We start from the raw sequence: 20140 nt of genomic DNA, 5'->3' as shown, positions 1-20140 counted from the left end.
TCAGAACTCGTTCTGCAAGGCTTTGTAGCCACGCACCAGGTCGACATTGGTGCGCGCCACGTCTTCGGAAAACTCCGAGGCGCTGACACTCACCGGCGGGAATTGCGACAGATCGGTGTTCGGGCCGATGCGGGTGGTGGAGGGCACGTAAAACGCGTCGGGCAAATCCCGGCCATCGACCACCGAGTTGTGCCGCACCACGCAGCCGTCACCGACCACGCAGTTGAACAACACGCTGTTGAAGCCGATGAATACGCGGTCACCTACCACGCACGGGCCATGCACGATCGAGCGGTGCGCGATGGACGTGAATTCGCCAATGGTGACTGCCGCGCCGGATTTGGAGTGAATCACCACGCCGTCCTGGATGTTCGAATTGGCGCCAATGGTGATCGGCTCCATTTCGCCCGAGGCATCTACTTCATCGGCGCGGATCACCGCATAGGGGCCGACGAAGACGTTCTCACCGATTACCACTTTGCCGCAGATGATCGCGGTTTTATCGACGTAGGCCGACTCGGCGATTTGCGGTAAATCGCCTGAAGGATTCTTGCGGATCATGGTCGGCTCAGAGCGTCATAAAGGGTGTTGAGGTTGTATTCGAACAGGCCAGTGAAAGTGCTGGCCGGACCACTCGTGGCGAGGGCATCCGAGTACAGCGTGCCGCCGATGTGTGCGCCGCTTTCATCGGCAATCTGTTTGAGCAGACGCGCATCCTTGATGTTTTCCATGAATACCGCTCTGACCTTGGCCTGGCGAATCTGCGTGATCAGCGCTGCGACTTCGGCGGCCGACGGTTCACGTTCGGTGGACAAACCCTGCGGTGCCATGAAGTCGATCCCGTAGGCCTGACCGAGGTAGCCGAAGGCATCGTGGCTGGTGACGATCTTGCGATTGCCCGGTGGCAACGAACCGAGTTTGGTTTTCGCTTCGGCGAGCAGGGCGTAAATCTGCTTCAGATAGGTTTTGCTGTTGCGCTCGTAGTCGGCTTTGTTTGCCGGGTCGGCAGCAACCAGTGCCTTGGTGATATTCGCCACGTACAACTCGGCGTTCGCCAGATTGTGCCAGGCGTGCGGGTCGGGAACGGTCTCGCCGTCCTCATCCAGCGAGCGCGGAATCACGCCATGACTCGCACTGATGACGGTGGCTTTGGTCTCGGTGCTGGTCACCAGTCGATCCAGCCACGGCTCGAAACCGAGACCGTTCTTGATGATCAACTTTGCGCCAAGCAGCGCTTTGGCATCGTCCGGTGTCGGCTCGTAGGTGTGTGCGTCGGCGTCCGGGCCAACCATGTTGGTGAGCTGGATATGCTCACCGCCGACTTGATGCACCATGTCGGCGAGGATGCTGAAGCTGGTGACCACCGGTAATTTTTCCGCCGCCGACAATGACATCGACAGCAGCAAGCTGAACAGCACGAGGAGAGCGCGCATCGGGAAACACCTCATTGGGATGTGAGCAAAGGCGGGCGGCGTAACAAACCGTGAACCGGCCCGAACACCACCGACAGCAGATAGCCGACGCCTGCGACCAGCACGATGGCTGGGCCGCTTGGCAGCGAGTAGTAGAACGACAGCAACAAACCGAGCCAGACCGAGAGGCAGCCGATGGCGGCCGCGATGCCAATCAGGATCGGTAACCGGCGGCTCCAGAATCGTGAGGCGGCGGCGGGGAGCATCATCAGGCCGACGACCATCAGCGCGCCGATGGCCTGGAAACCGATCACCAGATTGAGCACCACCAAAGTCAGGAATACGCCGTGGGCAAGTGGGCCGAGTCGGCTGACGGTTCGCAGGAACAGTGGGTCGAGGGTGTCCAGTAGCAGTGGTTTGTAGATCAGTGCCATGGCGATCAGGCTGAATCCCGAGACCCACAACATGCCGGTGAGGGTTGGGCCGTCGACAGCCAATGCCGAGCCGAACAGAAGATGAAGAAGGTCGAGGCGTTTGCCGGCGATGCCGAGAATCAGCACACCACTGGCGAGGGAGATCGGGTAGATCGCGGCAAGGCTGGCGTCTTCGCGAAGACCGGTGCGGCGGGTAATCCAGGCAGCAAGACCGGCCATGCTCAGGCCGGCGCCGAGACCGCCGAGTGTCAGTGCGGGGAGACTCAGGCCAGCGAACCAGAATCCCAATGCAGCGCCCGGGAGGATGCCGTGGGCCACTGCGTCACCGATCAGGCTCATTCTTCGCAGGATCAAAAACACCCCCAAAGGCGCGGTGCTGCAGGCCAACACCAGCCCACCCAGCAGGGCACGGCGCATGAACACGAATTCGTTGAACGGCTGCCACAAGTGGGTGATGGCGAGCATCAGGCCACCTGCGTGTGAGGGGTTTGCTGGATCAGTTCAACGCTGGCGCCGTACACGCACTCGCGGTTTTTAATCAGCAAGGTTTGCGGGATGTGTTGGCGAACGGCGGCGAGGTCGTGGCAGACGACGACGAGTGTTCGGCCTTCGTTGTGCCAAGCGTGGATGTGTTGCCAAAGCAGTTGCTGGCCAAGTTCATCAAGGGCGGCATGGGGTTCGTCTAAAAGCAGGACGGGGGCGTCGGTCAGACTCAAGCGAGCGAGCAGGGCGCGTTGTAATTCTCCGCCGGAGAGGGCCATGAGTGGCCGTCGGTCGAGGCCACTCAGATGCCAATTCTCCAGTGCGTCGTTGAGGCGTTGTGCACGAAGTTGGGTTGAGAGTCGGCGTCCCCAGAAACCGGCGGCGATCAGTTCTTCGAGGCTGATAGGGAACTGGCGGTCGAGGTGCTGTTGCTGGGGCAGGAATGACAATCCGCTTTGGCGTGGCACACTCAGACTGACTCTGCCTGCCAAAGGTTTTTGCAGCCCTGCAATGACTTTCAAAAGGCTGCTTTTGCCACAGCCATTGGCACCGATGATTGCCGTGAGGCTACCGCTTTCTAATTCCAGATTTAGCGGCGCTGTCAGCGGTTGGCCGGGTGCGCCCCAACTCAGGGATTGGCAGCGAATCATGCTTGCTCACGCTGCCATTGGCTTTCGGCGACGGCGTCATGGGCATGCAGACTTTCGGCGTGGATCACGCGTAGGTGGAACTGATTAATGCCGGGCGTTCTGCGAAGTGCGAGATTCAACCGGCGGGCAGCGTCCTCGCAGAACATCAAGTTCTGCCCGTTGGCGAGGGCGAAGGCTTGCTCATCCGCACGTTTCACAGCGGTCTGCACGGCGGTGCCGAGAGCCGCTTCGGCATCATTGATGATTACGCTCAGCGGCAATTCATCGATGAATGCGTCCAGGTGTAAATGCAATTGGGCGGTGCTGCGTTGGCTGTGAGGCGTAGCCACGATGCCTTGGGTCGAGCCGAGCCAGGCAAGAACATCTGCGTGATGAAGGGCTTTGTTGACGAAGTCGTCGACGAATTGTTGCTGGATCAACTGCCGCGCCAAGGCCGCGGAACACGGGCAAGTTGAGGAGTAGGGCACCTCAATCTTGAGTTCCACGTGGAACATCTGGTTTTTCAGGCTCGCTGAAATGGTCGCGGGGTAGGATTTCCAACCCGCCAATGGACTGATCAACGCCGGTCTTTTCAGCAGCAGATCGGTATGGATATTCAGGTAAGCGCAGTTGGATAAGCCTTGGTGGCTATCCAGAAAACGTTTGAGTACCTGGTGCAGTAGAGCAGGGGAAAGGCTCTCCTGTTCGAGCGCTTCCAATGCCAGATAAAGTCGCGACATATGAATGCCCCGCGCCTCGCCGTCATCAAGACTCACCCCCGCATCAACCTTGGCGGTCAGACGTTGGCCTTCCAACAAAACAGGCAAGGCAATGCCATGCATGCCTACCCATTCAAGTGTCAGGGCTTGGCGAGCGGACTGCGAGGCGATATCCGGAAGTGTCAGCGAATTCATGTTGGGGACCATCGTGTTGAATGAATTGAATGTTACATTATAACAATTCAAATCACGATGCCTTTTTCATGAACAGGTTTTCATATGCACAGACGTCATCTGCTCAATCTGATTCTGGCCAGCGCGGCTTTTGCTCTTCCCTTCAGTGCTTCCGCCGCCACGCAAATTCGCAGCGCACGAGTTTGGCGCTCAGATGAAAAGCTCCGACTGGTGTTGGATCTAACTGGGCCAGTGCATTACAAAACCTTCACCCTCAGCGCTCCAGAGCAGTTGATTATTGATGTGTCCGGTACGAGCTTGAGCGGCGATTTCACTCATTTGGCATTGAATGGCACGGTGATTCGTGCGATTCGGTCCGGGACTTTTGGGCAGGGAAATACGCGGATTGTGCTCGATTTGCGCAACCCCGTACTGGTGAACAGCTTCCTTTTGGCGCCGCAGGATGGCCAAAGTCATCGATTGGTTCTGGATCTGGTCAACGAAAAATCGGCACAGGCTGACCCAATGGTTCCACGTGAAACACCCCAAATCGATACTCACCCCAAGCGCGACATCATCGTAGTCGTCGATCCAGGACATGGCGGAAAGGATCCGGGCGCAGTCGGCGCCAAGGGTGAACGAGAAAAAGATGTGGTGCTTTCCATTGCTCAGCTACTCGCCAAGCGTCTGAAAAAAGAGAAAGGATTCGACGTGAAACTGGTGCGCAATGACGATTTTTTTGTCCCTTTGCGTAAGCGTGTGGAGATTGCCCGTCGGCATAAAGCGGACATGTTCATCTCGGTGCATGCCGATGCGGCGCCACGGCTCACGGCTTCGGGAGCCTCGGTGTACTGCCTGTCTGAAGGTGGTGCGACCTCGGCGACGGCGCGCTTTATGGCGCAGCGAGAAAACGGCGCCGATCTGCTCGGCGCTACCAGCCTGCTCAATCTCAAGGATAAAGATCCGATGCTGGCCGGGGTGATTCTCGATATGTCGATGAACGCGACAATCGCTGCGAGTTTGCAGCTTGGCAGCACGGTGCTTGGCAGTCTGGCTGCCATTACCACGCTGCATCAAAAACGCGTGGAGCAAGCTGGATTCGCAGTGCTGAAGTCGCCTGACGTGCCGTCAATACTGGTGGAAACCGGCTTTATTTCCAACGCGCGCGACAGTCAGCGACTGGTCACCGCGCGGCATCAACAAGCCGTGGCAAACGGCCTGTTCGAAGGTCTGCAGCGCTATTTCGAAAAAAATCCACCGATCGGCAGCTATCTGGCGTGGCAACAGGAGCAACAGAAAGCGCGGGTTTAACATCCGGTAATGCGGCTGCAGGTGAACTTTGCACTGCTGCCGCCCGAGCTTGAAAAACGGTTGATGGTTGTCCAGCCGACGCGTCGGGTATAGCCCACCCAGGCCTCACCATCGGAGGCGATGCCCGTGAAGAACGTTAGTTGACCAAAACGGCTGTTGGTTTGCGCCCAATAGCGCTGGCCATTCTTTTCAAATCCGCGCAGGTAAAGGGTATTGCCGACGGTGTTGACGCTGTAGGCATTGCCATCGGCGTCGATGCACGCGAGCAGGTTGGCGCTACGGGTGCAGGTCGCGATTGCCGGTATCTGCGCCCATGCGTTGCCGAACATCAATAAGCCGAGGCCGAACGAAGAGCATTTCAGCGCAGTATTCATGACGATTTCCGGATTGACGTTGGCTCAGCTTCCTGCGGTTTGTCGCTCAGGACAAGCGGAGGGCTGGTTTATTTATGTTGTTATACTATAACATAAATATTAGCCAAGCCTGAGCGGGCCGATTTCCAGCGTTATCCTTCAGCGAACCCTCGTGAGAAGCGCATAAACGCCAAGCGCTAGTAAAAGCGCCAATCGGCTGCTTCTTATGAGGATTATCCAATGTCAGCCGAATTGCCCGTCACCGTACTTTCAGGATTTTTAGGCGCCGGAAAAAGTACACTTTTGAATTACGTACTACGTAACCGAAAGGGACTTCGTGTAGCGGTCATCGTCAATGATATGAGTGAGATCAATATCGATGGCAGCGAAGTTCAGCGCGATGTCAGCCTGAACCGCGCAGAAGAAAAAATCGTCGAGATGAGCAACGGCTGTATCTGCTGTACGTTACGCGAAGACTTGCTGGAAGAAGTCAGCAAGCTTGCCCGTGAGGATCGCTTCGACTATCTACTCATCGAGTCCACCGGGATATCCGAACCGCTGCCCGTCGCAGAAACCTTCACCTTCCGCGATGAACATGGCCAAAGCCTTTCCGATATTGCGCGTCTCGACACCATGGTCACGGTCGTCGACGGTGTGAATTTCCTTCCGGACTACCAAGCCGCAGAAAGCCTCGCTACCCGTGGCGAAATGCTGGGCGAGGAAGACGAGCGCTCCATCACCGACCTGTTGATAGAACAGATCGAGTTCGCCGACGTGCTGTTGATCAGCAAGATCGACCTGATCAGCCAGCCCGAGCGTGAGGAATTGATCGCCATCCTCAAACGCCTCAACGCCCAAGCCGAAATCATTCCGATGGTGATGGGCGAGGTGCCGCTGGAGAAGATTCTCAATACCGGTCGTTTCGACTTCGAGAAGGCCGCGCAAGCACCGGGCTGGTTGCAGGAGCTACGCGGAGAGCACATATCGGAAACCGACGAATACGGCATCGCATCCACGGCGTACCGCGCGCGCCGGCCCTTTCACCCGCAACGCTTCTTCAGCTTCATTGATCGTCCATGGTTGAACGGCAAACTGCTGCGCTCCAAAGGTTTCTTCTGGCTGGCCAGTAAGCCCTCAGATGCCGGTAGTTGGTCGCAGGCCGGCGGTTTGATGCGCCACGGATTCGCCGGACGCTGGTGGCGTTTCGTGCCGAAGAACCAGTGGCCGCAGGATGAAGAAAGCACCGCCGCGATCATGGAAAACTGGACGCCCAGCGTAGGAGATTGCCGTCAGGAACTGGTTTTCATCGGTCAGAACATCGATTTCCTACAGCTTTCTGCCGAACTGGATACCTGTCTGCTGACTGATGAGGAAATGGCCCTCGGTGTCGAGGGCTGGCGATCGCTGCCGGATCCATTCGGTCCTTGGCATGAAGAGGCTGCGTGATGCTCGCCCTTAAACTTCAGCAAAACCGCACACGCCACCAGTATCAAGGCCCGTCACCCAAAGCGCTGACGCGAATTCTTCAAGACGACACCAACCTTGCCGTTTGGGAGCGGCAACTGCCTCTACACATCAGCGAATTCGCCCAGTTACTTCTGTCGCTCAACGAGCCGTTGGCGGAATCGTTGTGTCTGGAGTTGCCGAACGAAGACGCAGAGCCTGATCTCGCCGGACTGGCATCAGGCTTCCGTGATCTGGAAGGGTACGAGGGCTTCATCGCCGACCTGAAATGGCTGGTCAGCGCCTTCGCCTGCTTGCTGGGCGCCAAACGCATCGGTCTGCGCCTGCGGGTTCTGGATAAAGCCATGTGCCCGCGGTTTCACGTCGATCACGTGCCGATCCGCCTGATCACCACGTACGCCGGAGTCGGCAGCCAGTGGCTCAAGGAAGGCGCAATGGACAGGACGCAACTGGGACAGGCCAACGCCGAGCCCCAAGCAAAAATCCAGCAACTCAACAGCGGTGAAGTCGCGCTATTGAAAGGCGAGAAATGGCTCGGCAATGAAGGTTTCGGCCTGATTCACCGCTCGCCACAACCGGCTGCTGGCGAGCGTCGATTGATACTCACCCTCGACTGGCTAGGCTAGCGCCCCAAGATGCCTCAAGGCTTGAGCCACGCCCCCTGGCTCTGGCCTTCGCAATACGGCTTCAAATAAGCCGCATCCGTGGCCACGCCGTAATAGTGGATGTCCTGGCGATAAGGCATATTGGCGACTTGCGCGTTGCTGCACACGCCAAACGCACCGCTGGGGCACTCATCGACGTATTGCACCTCGACTTTCTGCCCGGCCAGCGTTGGCTGGCAGAAGCCGTCGTTGAACAGTTTCTGTGGAATATTGCGGTTCTGCTGACAGACCTTGACGTCGAGCCGCTCGCCTTGGCTGTGCACCACGCAAGCCTGGGCCCACACTTCGCTCGACAGCAGCATCAACAGCAACGACCATCCCAACCCACGCATCTTTGAATCTCCCAAGAAAACTCTCGGCCATGTTGCAGAACATTCCTACCCATGTCATTGCTGGCCCTTTGGGCGCCGGCAAGACCAGCCTGATTCGACAGCTCATCGCGCAGCGGCCAGTTGGTGAGCGCTGGGCGGTGTTGATCAACGAGTTTGGCCAGATCGGCCTCGACGCCGCACTGCTGACGAGTGACGCCGATGGTATCGCACTGGGCGAAGTGGCCGGTGGTTGCCTGTGTTGCGTCAATGGCGCGCCGTTTCAGATCGGCCTGGGGCGTTTGTTGCGCAAGGCAAGGCCTGATCGGTTGTTCATTGAACCGTCCGGGCTGGGGCATCCGGCGCAATTGCTCAAGCAATTGAATGAGGCGCCATGGCTGGGTGTGCTGGCGGTGCAGCCTTGTGTGTTGGTGCTGGATGCTCAGGCGCTTCAGGCGGGGAAAGCGTTGCCGGTAGCGCAGCAAGAAGCGTTAGAAAGCGCTGGCCTGTTGCTGTTGAACAAGGCTGAAAACCTGGATGACCCGGCCCGGGGAAAAATCGCCAGCCTCTTGCCGCCAGTTCCGTTGATCTGGACGCAGCAAGCGCAAATGCCCTTGAGCGAACTGCCGGGCCTGGCTGCACAAGCGGTCAGCGGTGTGGATAACCTGGTCGTACCCAAGGGATTGGGGGAAATACCGGCCATCTGGAGTGATCCGACGCTGCCGATTTGCTTGAGTCAGGCGCAGGAGGGAGGCTGGAGCATTGGCTGGCGTTGGCATCCGGGGCAGATATTCAACAAGCAACGCATTGCTGACTGGCTCGCCAGCCTCAATTGGCAGCGGGCGAAACTGGTTATCCACTGCGCGCAGGGCTGGGTGTCTGCGAATGCTTTGGATAACGCCGAGCTGATTTGGCAGGTAAGTGAGTGGCGAAGGGATTCGCGGATCGAGCTGATCTTCGGCGAGGCGCAGGATGTTGAGGCGTTGCAGCGGAGTTTGTCGGAGTGTCGGGAGGCTGCGATCTTTTGATCTTTAGGGCTTCCACTTCGTATGTTCCTGCCGCCACTGGCTCAGCTCAATGACTTCGGCGCGCGGCTTGTGCACTTCAACCACCGGCGGCGTATCGTCAAATGGGGCCGGGTAGGGCGCCAGCTCGATCTGCGCACTGTGCGCACCAAACTGGGTGATGGTGCCGTTATGCCGGGTTTCGCCGGTCACGGTGAATTCGAAGTTGTACACCCGCGCCAAGCGCCGGCGACCGTTGGCGTCTTTGATGAAACCGATCTTCTTCAGTGCAACGTTGCCGTCGAGCAACTCGACCCGCACGTTCAGACAATGCTGTTTAACCCGTTCCAGCGCCCGCTCGCGCAGGCCGTGGTTGTGCCATAGCCACGCGCCGGCAGCGGCGAACAGGATCAGCACAAAGATGTTTTCGAGGGTCAGCATCAACATCAAACTCCAAAAGATAGCGTCAGCTTAACTGCGTCGCCGGTCTGTCGTACAGGCTGCGTTTCGTCGCATACTGCGCGGCTTGAATTTCAATCGTTTTACGGAATGACCCGAATGAAACGTACGCCTCATCTGCTCGCCATTCAGTCCCACGTCGTGTTCGGCCACGCCGGCAACAGCGCGGCGGTTTTTCCGATGCAGCGGGTCGGGGTCAATGTCTGGCCGCTTAACACCGTGCAGTTTTCCAACCACACCCAGTACGGGCAGTGGGCCGGCGAAGTGCTGGCGCCCCAGCAGATCCCCGAACTGGTCGAAGGCATTGCGGCGATTGGCGAGCTGGGCAACTGCGATGCGGTGCTGTCCGGTTATCTCGGCAGTGCGGCGCAGGGCCGGGCGATTCTCAGTGGTGTCGAGCGCATCAAGTCGGCCAACCCAAAGGCTTTGTATTTGTGTGATCCGGTGATGGGCCACCCGGAGAAGGGCTGCAGCGTCCCGACCGAGGTCAGCGATTTCCTCCTGGAAGAAGCGGCGGCCGTGGCCGACATCATGTGCCCGAACCAATTGGAGCTGGACAGCTTCTCGGGTCGTAAGCCGCAGTCGCTGTTCGATTGCCTGGCGATGGCGCGAGCGTTACTGGCACGCGGGCCAAAAGCCGTGCTGGTCAAACATGTGGATTATCCGGGCAAACCGGCCGATGGCTTCGAGATGTTGCTGGTGACAGCCGACGGTAGCTGGCATCTGCGTCGCCCGCTGCTGGCGTTTCCGCGTCAGCCAGTGGGTGTTGGCGATCTGACGTCCGGCCTGTTCCTGGCGCGGGTGCTGTTGGGCGATAGCCTGGTGGCGGCGTTCGAATTCACGGCGGCGGCGGTGCATGAAGTGCTGCTGGAGACTCAGGCGTGCGCCAGTTATGAGCTGCAACTGGTGCGAGCGCAGGATCGGATTGCGCATCCGCGGGTGAAGTTCGAGGCGACGGCGATCAGTCTGTAATCGCGTTATCGTTCAAAAAAGATCGCAGCTCCTACATGGGAATATCAAACCTGTAGGAGCTGCCGAAGGCTGCGATCTTTTGCTTTTGATCTCAGGCGTCGCCCTTGATTTCCTGATAGCGCTTTTCCAGCTCCTGGCGAATCTGCCGGCGCTGCTGCGCCTGCATGTAACGGCGTTTGTCTTCGCTGTTCTGCGGTTGCAGCGGCGGCACGGGGGCCGGTTTGCGCTGGTCATCCACTGCGACCATGGTAAAGAAGCAGCTGTTGGTGTGGCGCACCGAGCGTTCGCGGATGTTCTCGGTCACCACTTTGATGCCGACTTCCATCGACGTGTTGCCGGTGTAATTGACCGAGGCGAGGAAAGTCACCAGTTCGCCGACATGAATCGGCTCGCGGAAAATCACCTGATCCACCGACAGGGTCACCACATAGCGGCCGGCATAACGGCTCGCACAGGCGTAAGCCACTTCGTCGAGGTATTTGAGTAGGGTGCCGCCGTGGACATTGCCAGAGAAGTTGGCCATGTCGGGGGTCATCAGTACCGTCATCGACAGCTGGGCGTTTCCGGGTTCCATAACGTTCTCACGGATCAAGGCTGATTTCTGGAAGCACCTCTGCGGGTGCCTGGTCGCTTTTCAAAAGCACCGTTATCGGGACGCCGGGCGACTGGCCGCCGTCACGCCGGGATCGATCTGTTTCCATATATTGCACCGCCTTTCAGGCGGAAGTCGCGGTGTTAACCTGCAAAAGCCCTCGCCAAGGGCAATTCCCACACGAAAAGCGGATTTTTACCTCGCTCGCACAGACTTTTCAGACGTCTGCTCGCGAGCCTCGTCATTCAAGGAGCCCACGCCATGCATGCCATCAGTTTTATTCAGGACCTGGCAGTGATCATGTTGGTCGCAGGTGTGGTGACCGTGTTGTTCCACCGCTTCAAGCAACCGGTGGTGCTTGGCTATATCGTCGCCGGTTTCATCATCGGCCCGCACACGCCGCCGTTCGGCCTGATCCACGACGAAGAAACCATCAAGACCCTTGCCGAGCTGGGGGTGATTTTCCTGATGTTCTGCCTTGGGCTCGAGTTCAGCCTGCGCAAGCTGTTCAAGGTCGGCGCGACAGCGTTTATCGCGGCGTTCCTCGAGATCGTTCTGATGATCTGGATCGGCTACGAAATCGGCCGCTGGTTCGACTGGAACACCATGGACTCGTTGTTCCTCGGCGCGATTCTGGCGATCTCCTCGACCACCATCATCGTCAAGGCGCTCAATGACCTGAAGATGAAGAACGAGCGCTTCGCGCAGCTGATCTTCGGCGTGCTGATCGTCGAAGACATCCTTGGCATCGGCATCATCGCGCTGCTATCGAGCATCGCGGTCAGCGGTACGGTCAGCTCCGGTGAAGTGTTTTCCACAGTCGGCAAACTCTCGCTGTTCATGATCGTCGCGCTGGTCATCGGCATTCTGCTGGTGCCGCGTCTGCTGGCTTACGTGGCCAAATTCGAAAGCAACGAGATGCTGTTGATCACCGTGCTGGGGCTGTGTTTCGGCTTCTGCCTGCTGGTGGTCAAGCTTGAATACAGCATGGTGCTCGGCGCGTTCCTGATCGGCGCAATCATGGCCGAGTCGCGGCAATTGCTAAAGATCGAACGTCTGATTGAGCCGGTTCGCGACTTGTTCAGCGCGATTTTCTTCGTCGCCATCGGCCTGATGCTCGACCCGCTGATCCTTCTCGAGTACGCGTGGCCGATCGCGGTGATCACCGTCGCCGTGGTACTCGGCAAGATGTTGTCCTGCGGCCTCGGGGCGTTTATCGCCGGCAATGACGGACGCACCTCACTGCGCGTGGGGATGGGCCTGTCACAGATTGGCGAATTTTCCTTCATCATCGCCGCGCTGGGCATGACCCTGCAGGTCACCAGTAACTTCCTTTATCCGGTCGCCGTGGCGGTGTCGGTGATCACCACACTGCTGACGCCCTATCTGATTCGTGCGGCGGATCCACTGTCGATCAAGTTGTCTGCGGCAGTGCCCAAGCCTCTCGGTCGCGTGCTCGGCATGTACGGCGAATGGCTGCGCAGCATTCAGCCGCAAGGCGAGGGTGCGATGTTGGCGTCGATCATCCGCAAGATCCTGTTGCAGGTCGGCGTCAATCTGGCGCTGGTGATTGCAATCTTCTTCGCCGGGGCGTATTTCGCCGAGCGCATTTCACTGTGGCTGCAGGACTGGATCAGCGATCCGAGCTGGCAGAAGGCGTTGATCTGGGGCGGGGCGTTGCTGCTGTCACTGCCGTTTTTGATAGCGGCCTATCGCAAGCTCAAGGCGCTGTCGATGCTGCTGGCAGAGATGGGCGTGAAGCCGGAAATGGCCGGGCGGCACACGCAGCGAGTGCGCCGGGTGATCTCCGAGGTGATCCCGATTCTCTCGCTGCTGGTGATTTTCCTGCTGTTGGCAGCCTTGTCGGCCAGTATTCTGCCTACCAACAAGTTGCTGGTGCTGATCGCCGTGGTGGCGGCCGCCGTGGCGGCGCTGCTCTGGCGCTGGTTCATCCGCGTGCACACGCGGATGCAGGTGGCGCTGCTGGAAACCCTCGACAACCACAAGGAGTCGTCGGGGCATTGACCTGCCGGGGCGTTTGGCCGATCAGCTTTCCAGCCAGACGTCCCGCGCCCAGTGCCACACCGATTCCCAGGACTCTTCGGTGATCAGCTCTTCTTCGCCGGACCACAGCACCACGGTGCCGTCTTCCTCGACGCAGTAGTAGTTCTCACCGTCCTGGCAAATCGGGATCAGGTCACGCGGTACGCCGATGTCCCAGGCATTGGCTGCAACGTCCGGCAGATAGGTGTGCGATTGCGGATCGGTAACGGTCACCGGCTCCAGGCTGCCGTACACCACGTCGCTGACGGTCAGCAAAAATTCTTTGAAGACGAACGGGATATTGATGAAGAGTTCTTCTTCGACTTCCACCAGCTGGTCTTCGTCAGGCAATTCCAAAGGAACCGGCACGGGTTCGTTGGCTTCACGCAGTTGTTCGATGATTTCTTCCACGTCCGGGATCCTCTTGCTTGAATGGCGCGGTTTATATGGGCCGGTTTATACAGTAGCTCGCTATAGATGCAACCGCGAAATAGAAAACCCCAGCCGAGGCTGGGGTTTTTATTACAGCAAGTGAACCGTGCGAAGGGATCAGCCGTTCTGGCGGATACCGGCGACCAGCCAAGGCTGATTCTCGCCCTGCGGACGTTCCATGTTCCAGCTTTCGCTGAACACTTCGCCTTGATCGAAGCGCGAGGACTTCGACACACCGTTGAAGGTCAGGGTGGCGATGGTCTTGTCGGCACGGTCATCCACGCCATCCAGTTGAACCTGGAGGTTATCGATGTAGGTCGACTGGAATGCGTCGCCCAGATCCGCACGCTCACGCTTGAGGAACTCAAGCATTTGCGGGGTCACGAACTCGGCGATCTTGTCCATTTCGTTGGCGTCCCAGTGCTGCTGCAGCGCCTGGAAGTGGCTGCGTGCGGCTTCAAGGAAGTTCTGTTCGTTGAACCACGCTGGGGCGTTGATCACCGGACGAGCGGCAGCAGGCGCAGCCGAACCACCGAAAATCGAACCCATGGCAGCAGGCTTCTGCTCGAACACTTCACGCTGCATTGGCGCGCCGGCCGGAGCGAACTGCTCCTGCTGCTTGCGTCGACGTGCGGCGATGAAGCGGAAGATCACGAACGCGATCACGGCCATGATCAGGATGTCGAAGATCTGCATGCCCTGGAAGCCGCCGCCCATGAACATGGAAGCGAGCAGACCACCGGCGGCGATACCGGCCAGAGGGCCGAGCCATTTCGAAGCACCGCCGGCCTTGGCCGCAGCGCCTGCGGCACCGGCAGCACCCGCGGTCGCTGCTGCGCCGCCCACGCCTGGAGAGGAAGGAGCCATCTGGCTGGTCTGGTGCGACGGCGCAGCGCCGGCGCTTTTGCCACCACCAAAGCGCTTGGCGTTGGCGTCGAGGCTCATCGTCAGGCCGATGCACAACGCCATGGCGATGCTAAGAAAACGTTTCATAAAGGGAATTCCCATTTGTGGAGACACGCGCGCCATGTTGCACAGCTGAAGTGTTACTGGCTAGCGAGAGAGTGTTTCGGGCTTTTGCCTGACAGGTTGCGTTCAGCTTCGCGAGGCAATCAGCGTATGTACTTTTGGCTGTAGGAAAAGGAGATTGGTTCAGAGAGATTCGTAGCTCAGAGCCACGAACCCTGAAGGCCTTCACCTGCTCGCGAAGTCGGAGTGTCAGTCAATAAACTCATTGAATGACGGACCGATATCGCGAGCAGGCTCACTCCTACAGAAAAGCAAGAGAGGCGTTAAATAGCTTCCAGCTTGGCGTAACCCAGCATCAGCCACTTGCTGCCTTCGCTGAAGTTCACCTGCACCCGTGCCTGTGCGCCGGCGCCTTCGAAGTTGAGGATCACGCCCTCACCAAATATCGAGTGGCGTACTGCCTGACCGAGGCTGAAACCCGTTTCCGGAATTTCGCTGCCGCTGAACAGATTGCTGCCGCTCATCGACTGGTTGCCGCCAAACGGTCGGCTGACGCTGTTCGACAAACGCACTTCCTGAATCAGACCTTTCGGCACTTCCCGTACGAAACGCGAGACCTTGTTGTAGGTTTCGCTGCCGTACAGGCGTCGGGTTTCCGCATAGGTCATGACCAGATTCTGCATCGCCCGGGTGATGCCCACATAGGCCAGGCGCCGCTCTTCCTCAAGACGCCCCGGTTCTTCCAGGCTCATCTTGTGCGGGAACAGGCCTTCTTCCATGCCCACAAGGAACACGTAAGGGAATTCCAGGCCTTTGGCGCTGTGCAGGGTCATCAGCTGAATGCTGTCTTCGTGCTCGTCGGCCTGGGTGTCGCCGGCCTCCAGTGAGGCGTGGCCGAGAAATGCCGCCAGTGGCGTCAGTTCTTCGTCTTCCTCGGTGTTCTCGAAGTTGCGTGCGGCGCTGACCAGTTCCTCAAGGTTTTCTACCCGAGCCTGGCCTTTCTCGCCTTTTTCCGCTTCGTGATAAGCAATGAGGCCGGATTGCTCGATGACGGTTTGCGTCATCAGGTGCAGCGGCATTTCCATGCACTTGGCGGCGAGGTTCTCGATCAACTCGATGAACGCACCCAGCGCACCGGCAGCGCGACCGGTCAGGCCTTTGTTGGCGACCAGTTGGCGCATCGCTTCCCACATCGACACATCGCTGTGGCGTGCGTGCTCGCGGATCGCCTCGACGGTTTTCTCACCGATCCCACGGGCTGGCACGTTGATCACCCGCTCCAGTGCTGCATCGTTGCCGCGACCTTCAAGCAAACGCAGGTAGGCCATGGCGTTCTTGATTTCCGCACGTTCGAAGAAGCGCTGGCCACCATAGATGCGGTACGGAATGCGCTCGCGTAGCAAGGCTTCTTCCAGAACCCGCGATTGGGCGTTGGAGCGATACAAAATCGCGATATCGCTGCGTGCCAAGCCGGTTTTCAGCGCACTTTCGATTGTTTCGACAACGTAGCGTGCTTCGTCGTGTTCGTTGAACGCGGCGTACAGATTGATCGCTTCGCCATCGCCGCCATCGGTCCACAGCTCTTTGCCGAGGCGCCCGGTGTTGTTGGCGATCAGGGCGTTGGCAGCCTTGAGGATGCCGGCGGTGGAGCGGTAGTTCTGCTCGAGACGAATGGTCACCGAGTCCGCGAAGTCGGAGGAGTACTGATGAATGTTCTCGATCTTCGCGCCGCGCCAGCCGTAAATCGACTGGTCGTCGTCGCCGACCACCATCAGGCTGTCGCCGCCCTTGCCGAGCAGGCGCAACCAGGCGTACTGCACGGCGTTGGTGTCCTGGAACTCGTCCACCAGAATATGGCGGAAGCGCTTTTGATAATGCGCCAGCAGGCCCGGATGGTCACGCCACAAGTCGAGGGCGCGCAGCAGCAGTTCGGAGAAGTCGATCACGCCGGCTCGCAGACACGCCGCCTCGTAGGCTTCGTAGATGCCGCGCATGGTTGCCAGATACAGATCGCCGCTGGCCTGAATGTGTTGCGGACGCAGACCTTCGTCCTTCTGCCCGTTGATAAACCACTGCGCCTGACGCGCCGGCCAGCGCTGCTCATCGAGACCCAGCTCGCGGATCACCCGCTTGACCAGCCGTTGCTGGTCGTCGCTGTCGAGAATCTGGAAGGTCTGGCTCAGGCCCGCTTCCTGCCAGTGCGCCCGCAGCAAGCGGTGCGCGAGGCCGTGGAAGGTACCGACCCACATGCCGGCCGGGTTGATACCCAGCAACTGCTCGATGCGATGTCGCATCTCGGCAGCGGCCTTGTTGGTGAAGGTCACCGACAGAATGGAGTGGGGCGAGGCGTTTTCGACCTGGATCAACCAGGCGATACGGTGCACCAGCACTCGGGTTTTACCGGAGCCAGCACCGGCCAGGACCAACTGACGGCCAACGGGGGCTGCTACGGCCTGGCGTTGGGCATCGTTGAGGGAGTTCAGCAGAAGGGAGAGATCATCGCGCATCGGGGCATTCTAGGGTGCGCCGCAGGCCCGGGCAAACCGAGCTTTGCATTAGCCGATGAAAGTGCTGCCGATGACGACTGGTCGGTCACTGGCTACAGGCATCGGCCCGCCGCGCTCCAAGGGTTTCGCGGGTGGCAAAGGGCGGAAAAGTTTCGCTGAAATTATGATCAGGAGCAGTTTGGCAACGGGATCGGCTTGTGTATGCTCCGTCCACGTTTCGGGCGCACGCCCTCCTTATAAGAACAAGAACGTTGCCCATGACCCTCAGCGCCGAACTGTCGGGCCCCTCTGTGGAACCCCGGGTTATCCGCAAGCACTACACCACCGAAATGGCGGTCGAGCGCACGCGCCTGCTGTATCAGGGTTCTTTACTGCCCACCCTGTTCATGTTGATCAATGGTCTGGTCTGCGCCGGTCTGCTCTGGAGCCCGCAGCGGTACTTCGTGGTCAGCATCTGGCTGGTGTGGCTACTGTCGCTGGTGGCGTTACGGGTGATTCAGGTGGCGGCGTTCGACTCCGCCATCCCAGATCGCCAGGCCCACCCCATCTGGTTCCGCATGTTTTTGCTCGGCTCGACCATGACCGGCCTGACCCTGGCCGGCGCCGGCATTGCGCTAGTGCCCGCCGATAATTTCATGCAGCAAGCCTGGGTGTTCGGCCTGATCGGCGCCGCGACCCTGTCGGCCAGCGTCGCCTACGCGGTGAGCCTGCCGGCGTTTGTGTCGTTTACTTTGCCGTGTCTGTTGCCGGCGATCGGCTATCTGTTCTGGGGCGGTGACGAGCAGGCGCGCGGTTGGGGCTGGCTCGGCTTGATCCTGCTCGGCTCGCTGAGCGTGGTCGCGTGGCAGGTCAATCGGCTGATCGATCGCGGCTTGCTGCGACGTTTCCAGAATCAGCACCTGATCGAACACTTGCGGCAGACCCAGTCACGCAGCGAGCAGCTCAATCAGGATCTGGCCAAGGAAATCGAACACCGGCGCTGTGCCGAGGGCAAATTGCGTCAGGCTCAGGTCGAACTCGAAGACCGTGTCGCCCAGCGCAGCCGAGAACTGGACGCCGCCAATCAGGCCCTGAGCAAAAGCGAAGCGCGGCTGGCGCTGGCATTGAAGGCCAGTGAGTTGGGGTTGTGGGACTGGAACCTGCAAACCGACGAAGTCCACCACACGCAGATTCAGGAACTGTTCGGTCTTGCTCCGGAATACGTCACGGCAATCCTGCGTGACCTGAAACCACGTCTGCATCCCGATGATGTGCCGTCGCTCAAGAACGCCTTGATCGAGCATTTGAAGGGGCGCACCGAGGATTATCAGATCGAATACCGCGTGCGTCACGGCGACGGCCATTGGGTCTGGATCGAAGACCGTGGCCGCGCCGTAGAGCGCAGCGACAGCGGCCGAGTGATCCGCATGGTCGGCACCCGCCGCGACATCAGCGCCAGCAAAAGCCTCGAAGAACAGCAGCGTCTGGCCGCGACGGTGTTTGAAGCGGCCAGCGAAGGCATTGTGATTCTCGACCCGAACTATGCGCTGATCGCGATCAATCAGGCGTTCAGCCGTGTCACCGGTTACGACATTGACGACATGCTCGGGCGCAACGTCGTTGAACTGCCGTGCAGTCGCGATGTCCGCCGTCATTACGTGGCGATTCGAAACGCGCTGGAGCAGCATGGCAGTTGGCAGGGCGAACTGGTAGAGACGCGCAAGAATGGCGAGCTGTATCCGCAGTGGCTGCAATTGAATGCGGTGCGCGATGCTCGGGGAAATGTCAGCCATATCGTCGGCTTCTTCGCTGATCTCTCGGCGCGGCGCGAATCCGAAGAGCGCATGCGTTATCTGACGCATTACGACGAGCTCACCGGGCTGGCCAACCGCTCGCTGTTCCGCGAGCGTCTGCACGAAGCGCATCAACGGGTGCGGCAGGGCGGGCGACGCAGTCTGGCGCTGCTGCACATCAATCTCGATCGGTTCAAATTGCTCAATGACAGCCTCGGGCATGAAGTCGCGGATCAATTGCTGCAGAAAATGGCGCGCCGGCTGGTTAACGCCTTACCGGAAGCCGACACCATTGCGCGGTTGTCCGGCGATGAGTTTGCGGTGCTGTTCGATGCCTATGGCAACTTGTCGAGCCTGGCCCGTGTTGCCACGCGGCTGTCGAGCAAACTGCGCTTGCCGCTGACCGTGGAAGGGCATGAATTGGTGGTCAGTGCTTCGATGGGCATCAGCATGCTGCCGGATAACGCGCGGGAAATTTCCGCGCTGGTCAGTCAATCGAACATGGCCATGCAACATGCCAAGCACCTCGGCGGTAACAACTTCCAGTTCTACACCGAGAGTCTGCAGGCCAGCACCCTTGAGCGCTTGCAGCTGGAAAATCAGCTGCGCAAAGCCATCGAGGAAAAACAGCTGAAGGTCTTCTATCAGCCCAAGCTGTGCCTGGAATCGGGGCGTTTGAATGCGGCGGAAGCACTGGTGCGCTGGGATCATCCGACCATGGGCCGGGTGCCGCCGGGCGACTTTATCGGGCTCGCCGAGGAGACCGGTTTGATCGGCCCGATCGGCGAATTCGTCCTGCGTCAGGCGTGTTGGCAAGCGTGCGAATGGCAGCGTCAGGGGCTGGAGCCGATCCGCGTTTCGGTGAACCTGTCGGTGCATCAATTGCGTCAGGGCAAGTTGGTCAGTCTGGTGCGCCAGGTGCTGGAGGAAACCGGACTGGCGCCGCACTACCTCGAGCTGGAACTGACCGAAAGCCAGTTGCTCGACAGCGTCGAACACATCATCGCGACCTTCCAGCAGCTGCGTGATCTGGGGGTGAAACTGGCCATCGACGATTTCGGCACCGGCTATTCGTCGCTGAGTTACCTCAAGCGTATTCCGGTGGATTACGTGAAGATCGATCAGGCATTCATTCGTGGTTTGGGCGAGGGTAGCGAGGATGCAGCAATTACCCGTGCGATCATCGCCATGGCTCACGGCTTGTCGCTGAAGGTGGTGGCGGAAGGTGTCGAGCGTGAGGATCAGCTGGAATTTTTACGCGTCGAGCGTTGCGATGAAGTGCAAGGCTATCTGATCAGCCGTCCGGTAGAGGCTGCCGTGCTGGCCGGGCTATTGCGCGAACAGGAAAAACCGTTTTAAGGGCTACATGCAGCTCATCGCGCCTGATATGGGGACATGGAGTTACGCATTGAGCAGGCAAAAAGCCAATTCATGTAGT

19 protein-coding genes are annotated in these 20140 nt (G+C 59.1%); 7 read left to right on the top strand and 12 right to left on the bottom strand.

Annotation, left to right across the window (positions count from 1 at the left end; translation table 11 throughout):
- The 5 genes from EJA71_RS06895 to folE2 are packed head-to-tail and all read right to left on the bottom strand — an operon-like array spanning position 1 to position 3872.
- Entirely contained in the window at positions 1 to 561 is a 561-nt protein-coding gene (locus tag EJA71_RS06895) for a DapH/DapD/GlmU-related protein (protein WP_150616936.1), read from the bottom strand.
- Positions 558 to 1433, bottom strand: a complete 876-nt coding sequence (locus EJA71_RS06890; protein ID WP_158955418.1) for a metal ABC transporter substrate-binding protein — start codon at positions 1431 to 1433, stop codon at positions 558 to 560. The genes EJA71_RS06895 and EJA71_RS06890 overlap by 4 nt, the downstream gene beginning before the upstream one ends.
- Positions 1434 to 1444: 11 nt before the next feature.
- Positions 1445 to 2311: a metal ABC transporter permease gene (locus EJA71_RS06885; RefSeq protein WP_158955416.1), complete on the bottom strand. Its 867-nt coding sequence runs from the start codon at positions 2309 to 2311 to the stop codon at positions 1445 to 1447.
- Entirely contained in the window at positions 2311 to 2979 is a 669-nt protein-coding gene (locus EJA71_RS06880; RefSeq protein ID WP_158955414.1) for a metal ABC transporter ATP-binding protein, read from the bottom strand. Before EJA71_RS06880 ends, EJA71_RS06885 begins: the two co-directional genes overlap by 1 nt.
- Positions 2976 to 3872 (bottom strand): GTP cyclohydrolase FolE2, encoded by an 897-nt coding sequence (gene folE2, locus EJA71_RS06875; protein WP_158955412.1) that lies wholly within the window; start codon positions 3870 to 3872, stop codon positions 2976 to 2978. Before folE2 ends, EJA71_RS06880 begins: the two co-directional genes overlap by 4 nt.
- Before the next feature lie 84 nt (positions 3873 to 3956).
- Between folE2 and EJA71_RS06870 the strand changes: the two genes are divergently transcribed.
- Complete coding sequence (locus EJA71_RS06870; RefSeq protein ID WP_158955410.1) at positions 3957 to 5162, top strand: N-acetylmuramoyl-L-alanine amidase; 1206 nt, start codon at positions 3957 to 3959, stop codon at positions 5160 to 5162.
- Here EJA71_RS06870 and EJA71_RS06865 read toward each other — a convergent pair.
- Positions 5159 to 5536, bottom strand: a complete 378-nt coding sequence (locus EJA71_RS06865; RefSeq protein WP_158955408.1) for a glutamine synthetase — start codon at positions 5534 to 5536, stop codon at positions 5159 to 5161. The genes EJA71_RS06870 and EJA71_RS06865 overlap by 4 nt on opposite strands.
- Before the next feature lie 219 nt (positions 5537 to 5755).
- Here EJA71_RS06865 and zigA point away from each other — a divergent pair, with 219 nt between their 5' ends.
- Entirely contained in the window at positions 5756 to 6961 is a 1206-nt protein-coding gene (gene zigA, locus EJA71_RS06860; RefSeq protein WP_158955406.1) for a zinc metallochaperone GTPase ZigA, read from the top strand.
- Positions 6961 to 7605 carry a DUF1826 domain-containing protein gene (locus tag EJA71_RS06855; RefSeq protein ID WP_158955404.1) on the top strand — a complete coding sequence of 215 codons (645 nt, stop codon included), beginning with the start codon at positions 6961 to 6963 and terminating at the stop codon, positions 7603 to 7605. Before zigA ends, EJA71_RS06855 begins: the two co-directional genes overlap by 1 nt.
- Positions 7606 to 7619: 14 nt before the next feature.
- On the opposite strand, the gene EJA71_RS06850 is transcribed toward EJA71_RS06855, so the two are convergent.
- A complete protein-coding gene (locus tag EJA71_RS06850) occupies positions 7620 to 7976 on the bottom strand; it encodes an NADH:ubiquinone oxidoreductase (protein WP_158955402.1) in 357 nt (118 codons plus the stop codon).
- 29 nt (positions 7977 to 8005) lie between these two features.
- Here EJA71_RS06850 and EJA71_RS06845 point away from each other — a divergent pair, with 29 nt between their 5' ends.
- Positions 8006 to 8980, top strand: coding sequence for a GTP-binding protein (locus tag EJA71_RS06845; protein ID WP_158955400.1), 975 nt, complete (start codon positions 8006 to 8008; stop codon positions 8978 to 8980).
- A 3-nt stretch (positions 8981 to 8983) separates the two neighbouring features.
- Here EJA71_RS06845 and EJA71_RS06840 read toward each other — a convergent pair whose 3' ends face one another.
- Complete coding sequence (locus tag EJA71_RS06840) at positions 8984 to 9397, bottom strand: DUF3301 domain-containing protein (protein ID WP_026000521.1); 414 nt, start codon at positions 9395 to 9397, stop codon at positions 8984 to 8986.
- A 117-nt stretch (positions 9398 to 9514) separates the two neighbouring features.
- On the opposite strand from EJA71_RS06840, the gene pdxY reads away from it, so the two are divergent.
- Complete coding sequence (gene pdxY / locus EJA71_RS06835; RefSeq protein ID WP_158955398.1) at positions 9515 to 10387, top strand: pyridoxal kinase PdxY; 873 nt, start codon at positions 9515 to 9517, stop codon at positions 10385 to 10387.
- 91 nt (positions 10388 to 10478) lie between these two features.
- Here the strand turns inward: pdxY and EJA71_RS06830 are convergent, their stop codons facing one another.
- Positions 10479 to 10961 carry an acyl-CoA thioesterase gene (locus EJA71_RS06830; RefSeq protein WP_041073853.1) on the bottom strand — a complete coding sequence of 161 codons (483 nt, stop codon included), beginning with the start codon at positions 10959 to 10961 and terminating at the stop codon, positions 10479 to 10481.
- A gap of 279 nt (positions 10962 to 11240) precedes the next feature.
- Here EJA71_RS06830 and EJA71_RS06825 point away from each other — a divergent pair, with 279 nt between their 5' ends.
- A complete protein-coding gene (locus tag EJA71_RS06825) occupies positions 11241 to 13004 on the top strand; it encodes a cation:proton antiporter (protein WP_158955396.1) in 1764 nt (587 codons plus the stop codon).
- Positions 13005 to 13025: 21 nt separating this feature from the next.
- On the opposite strand, the gene EJA71_RS06820 is transcribed toward EJA71_RS06825, so the two are convergent.
- The 3 genes from EJA71_RS06820 to uvrD form a co-directional block, all read right to left on the bottom strand.
- Positions 13026 to 13433: an SMI1/KNR4 family protein gene (locus EJA71_RS06820; protein ID WP_008078852.1), complete on the bottom strand. Its 408-nt coding sequence runs from the start codon at positions 13431 to 13433 to the stop codon at positions 13026 to 13028.
- A 138-nt stretch (positions 13434 to 13571) separates the two neighbouring features.
- A complete protein-coding gene (locus EJA71_RS06815; protein ID WP_158955395.1) occupies positions 13572 to 14447 on the bottom strand; it encodes a Tim44 domain-containing protein in 876 nt (291 codons plus the stop codon).
- A 299-nt stretch (positions 14448 to 14746) separates the two neighbouring features.
- Positions 14747 to 16930, bottom strand: a complete 2184-nt coding sequence (uvrD, locus tag EJA71_RS06810) for a DNA helicase II (protein WP_158955393.1) — start codon at positions 16928 to 16930, stop codon at positions 14747 to 14749.
- 257 nt (positions 16931 to 17187) lie between these two features.
- On the opposite strand from uvrD, the gene EJA71_RS06805 reads away from it, so the two are divergent.
- Positions 17188 to 20061 carry a bifunctional diguanylate cyclase/phosphodiesterase gene (locus tag EJA71_RS06805; RefSeq protein ID WP_158955391.1) on the top strand — a complete coding sequence of 958 codons (2874 nt, stop codon included), beginning with the start codon at positions 17188 to 17190 and terminating at the stop codon, positions 20059 to 20061.
- Positions 20062 to 20140: the final 79 nt, after the last annotated feature.

Origin of the sequence: Pseudomonas sp. PB106 (assembly GCF_009764645.1) — a bacterium.
GTDB lineage: Bacteria > Pseudomonadota > Gammaproteobacteria > Pseudomonadales > Pseudomonadaceae > Aquipseudomonas.
This window is presented reverse-complemented; position numbering and strand designations above follow the sequence as displayed.

Coding starts and splice junctions, on each gene's coding strand:
- EJA71_RS06895 (WP_150616936.1), bottom strand. CDS start 561: ATGATCCGCAAGAATCCTTCAGGCGATTTACCGCAAATCGCCGAGTCG.
- EJA71_RS06890 (WP_158955418.1), bottom strand. CDS start 1,433: ATGCGCGCTCTCCTCGTGCTGTTCAGCTTGCTGCTGTCGATGTCATTG.
- EJA71_RS06885 (WP_158955416.1), bottom strand. CDS start 2,311: ATGCTCGCCATCACCCACTTGTGGCAGCCGTTCAACGAATTCGTGTTC.
- EJA71_RS06880 (WP_158955414.1), bottom strand. CDS start 2,979: ATGATTCGCTGCCAATCCCTGAGTTGGGGCGCACCCGGCCAACCGCTG.
- folE2 (WP_158955412.1), bottom strand. CDS start 3,872: ATGAATTCGCTGACACTTCCGGATATCGCCTCGCAGTCCGCTCGCCAA.
- EJA71_RS06870 (WP_158955410.1), top strand. CDS start 3,957: ATGCACAGACGTCATCTGCTCAATCTGATTCTGGCCAGCGCGGCTTTT.
- EJA71_RS06865 (WP_158955408.1), bottom strand. CDS start 5,536: ATGAATACTGCGCTGAAATGCTCTTCGTTCGGCCTCGGCTTATTGATG.
- zigA (WP_158955406.1), top strand. CDS start 5,756: ATGTCAGCCGAATTGCCCGTCACCGTACTTTCAGGATTTTTAGGCGCC.
- EJA71_RS06855 (WP_158955404.1), top strand. CDS start 6,961: ATGCTCGCCCTTAAACTTCAGCAAAACCGCACACGCCACCAGTATCAA.
- EJA71_RS06850 (WP_158955402.1), bottom strand. CDS start 7,976: ATGCGTGGGTTGGGATGGTCGTTGCTGTTGATGCTGCTGTCGAGCGAA.
- EJA71_RS06845 (WP_158955400.1), top strand. CDS start 8,006: ATGTTGCAGAACATTCCTACCCATGTCATTGCTGGCCCTTTGGGCGCC.
- EJA71_RS06840 (WP_026000521.1), bottom strand. CDS start 9,397: ATGCTGACCCTCGAAAACATCTTTGTGCTGATCCTGTTCGCCGCTGCC.
- pdxY (WP_158955398.1), top strand. CDS start 9,515: ATGAAACGTACGCCTCATCTGCTCGCCATTCAGTCCCACGTCGTGTTC.
- EJA71_RS06830 (WP_041073853.1), bottom strand. CDS start 10,961: ATGGAACCCGGAAACGCCCAGCTGTCGATGACGGTACTGATGACCCCC.
- EJA71_RS06825 (WP_158955396.1), top strand. CDS start 11,241: ATGCATGCCATCAGTTTTATTCAGGACCTGGCAGTGATCATGTTGGTC.
- EJA71_RS06815 (WP_158955395.1), bottom strand. CDS start 14,447: ATGAAACGTTTTCTTAGCATCGCCATGGCGTTGTGCATCGGCCTGACG.
- uvrD (WP_158955393.1), bottom strand. CDS start 16,930: ATGCGCGATGATCTCTCCCTTCTGCTGAACTCCCTCAACGATGCCCAA.
- EJA71_RS06805 (WP_158955391.1), top strand. CDS start 17,188: ATGACCCTCAGCGCCGAACTGTCGGGCCCCTCTGTGGAACCCCGGGTT.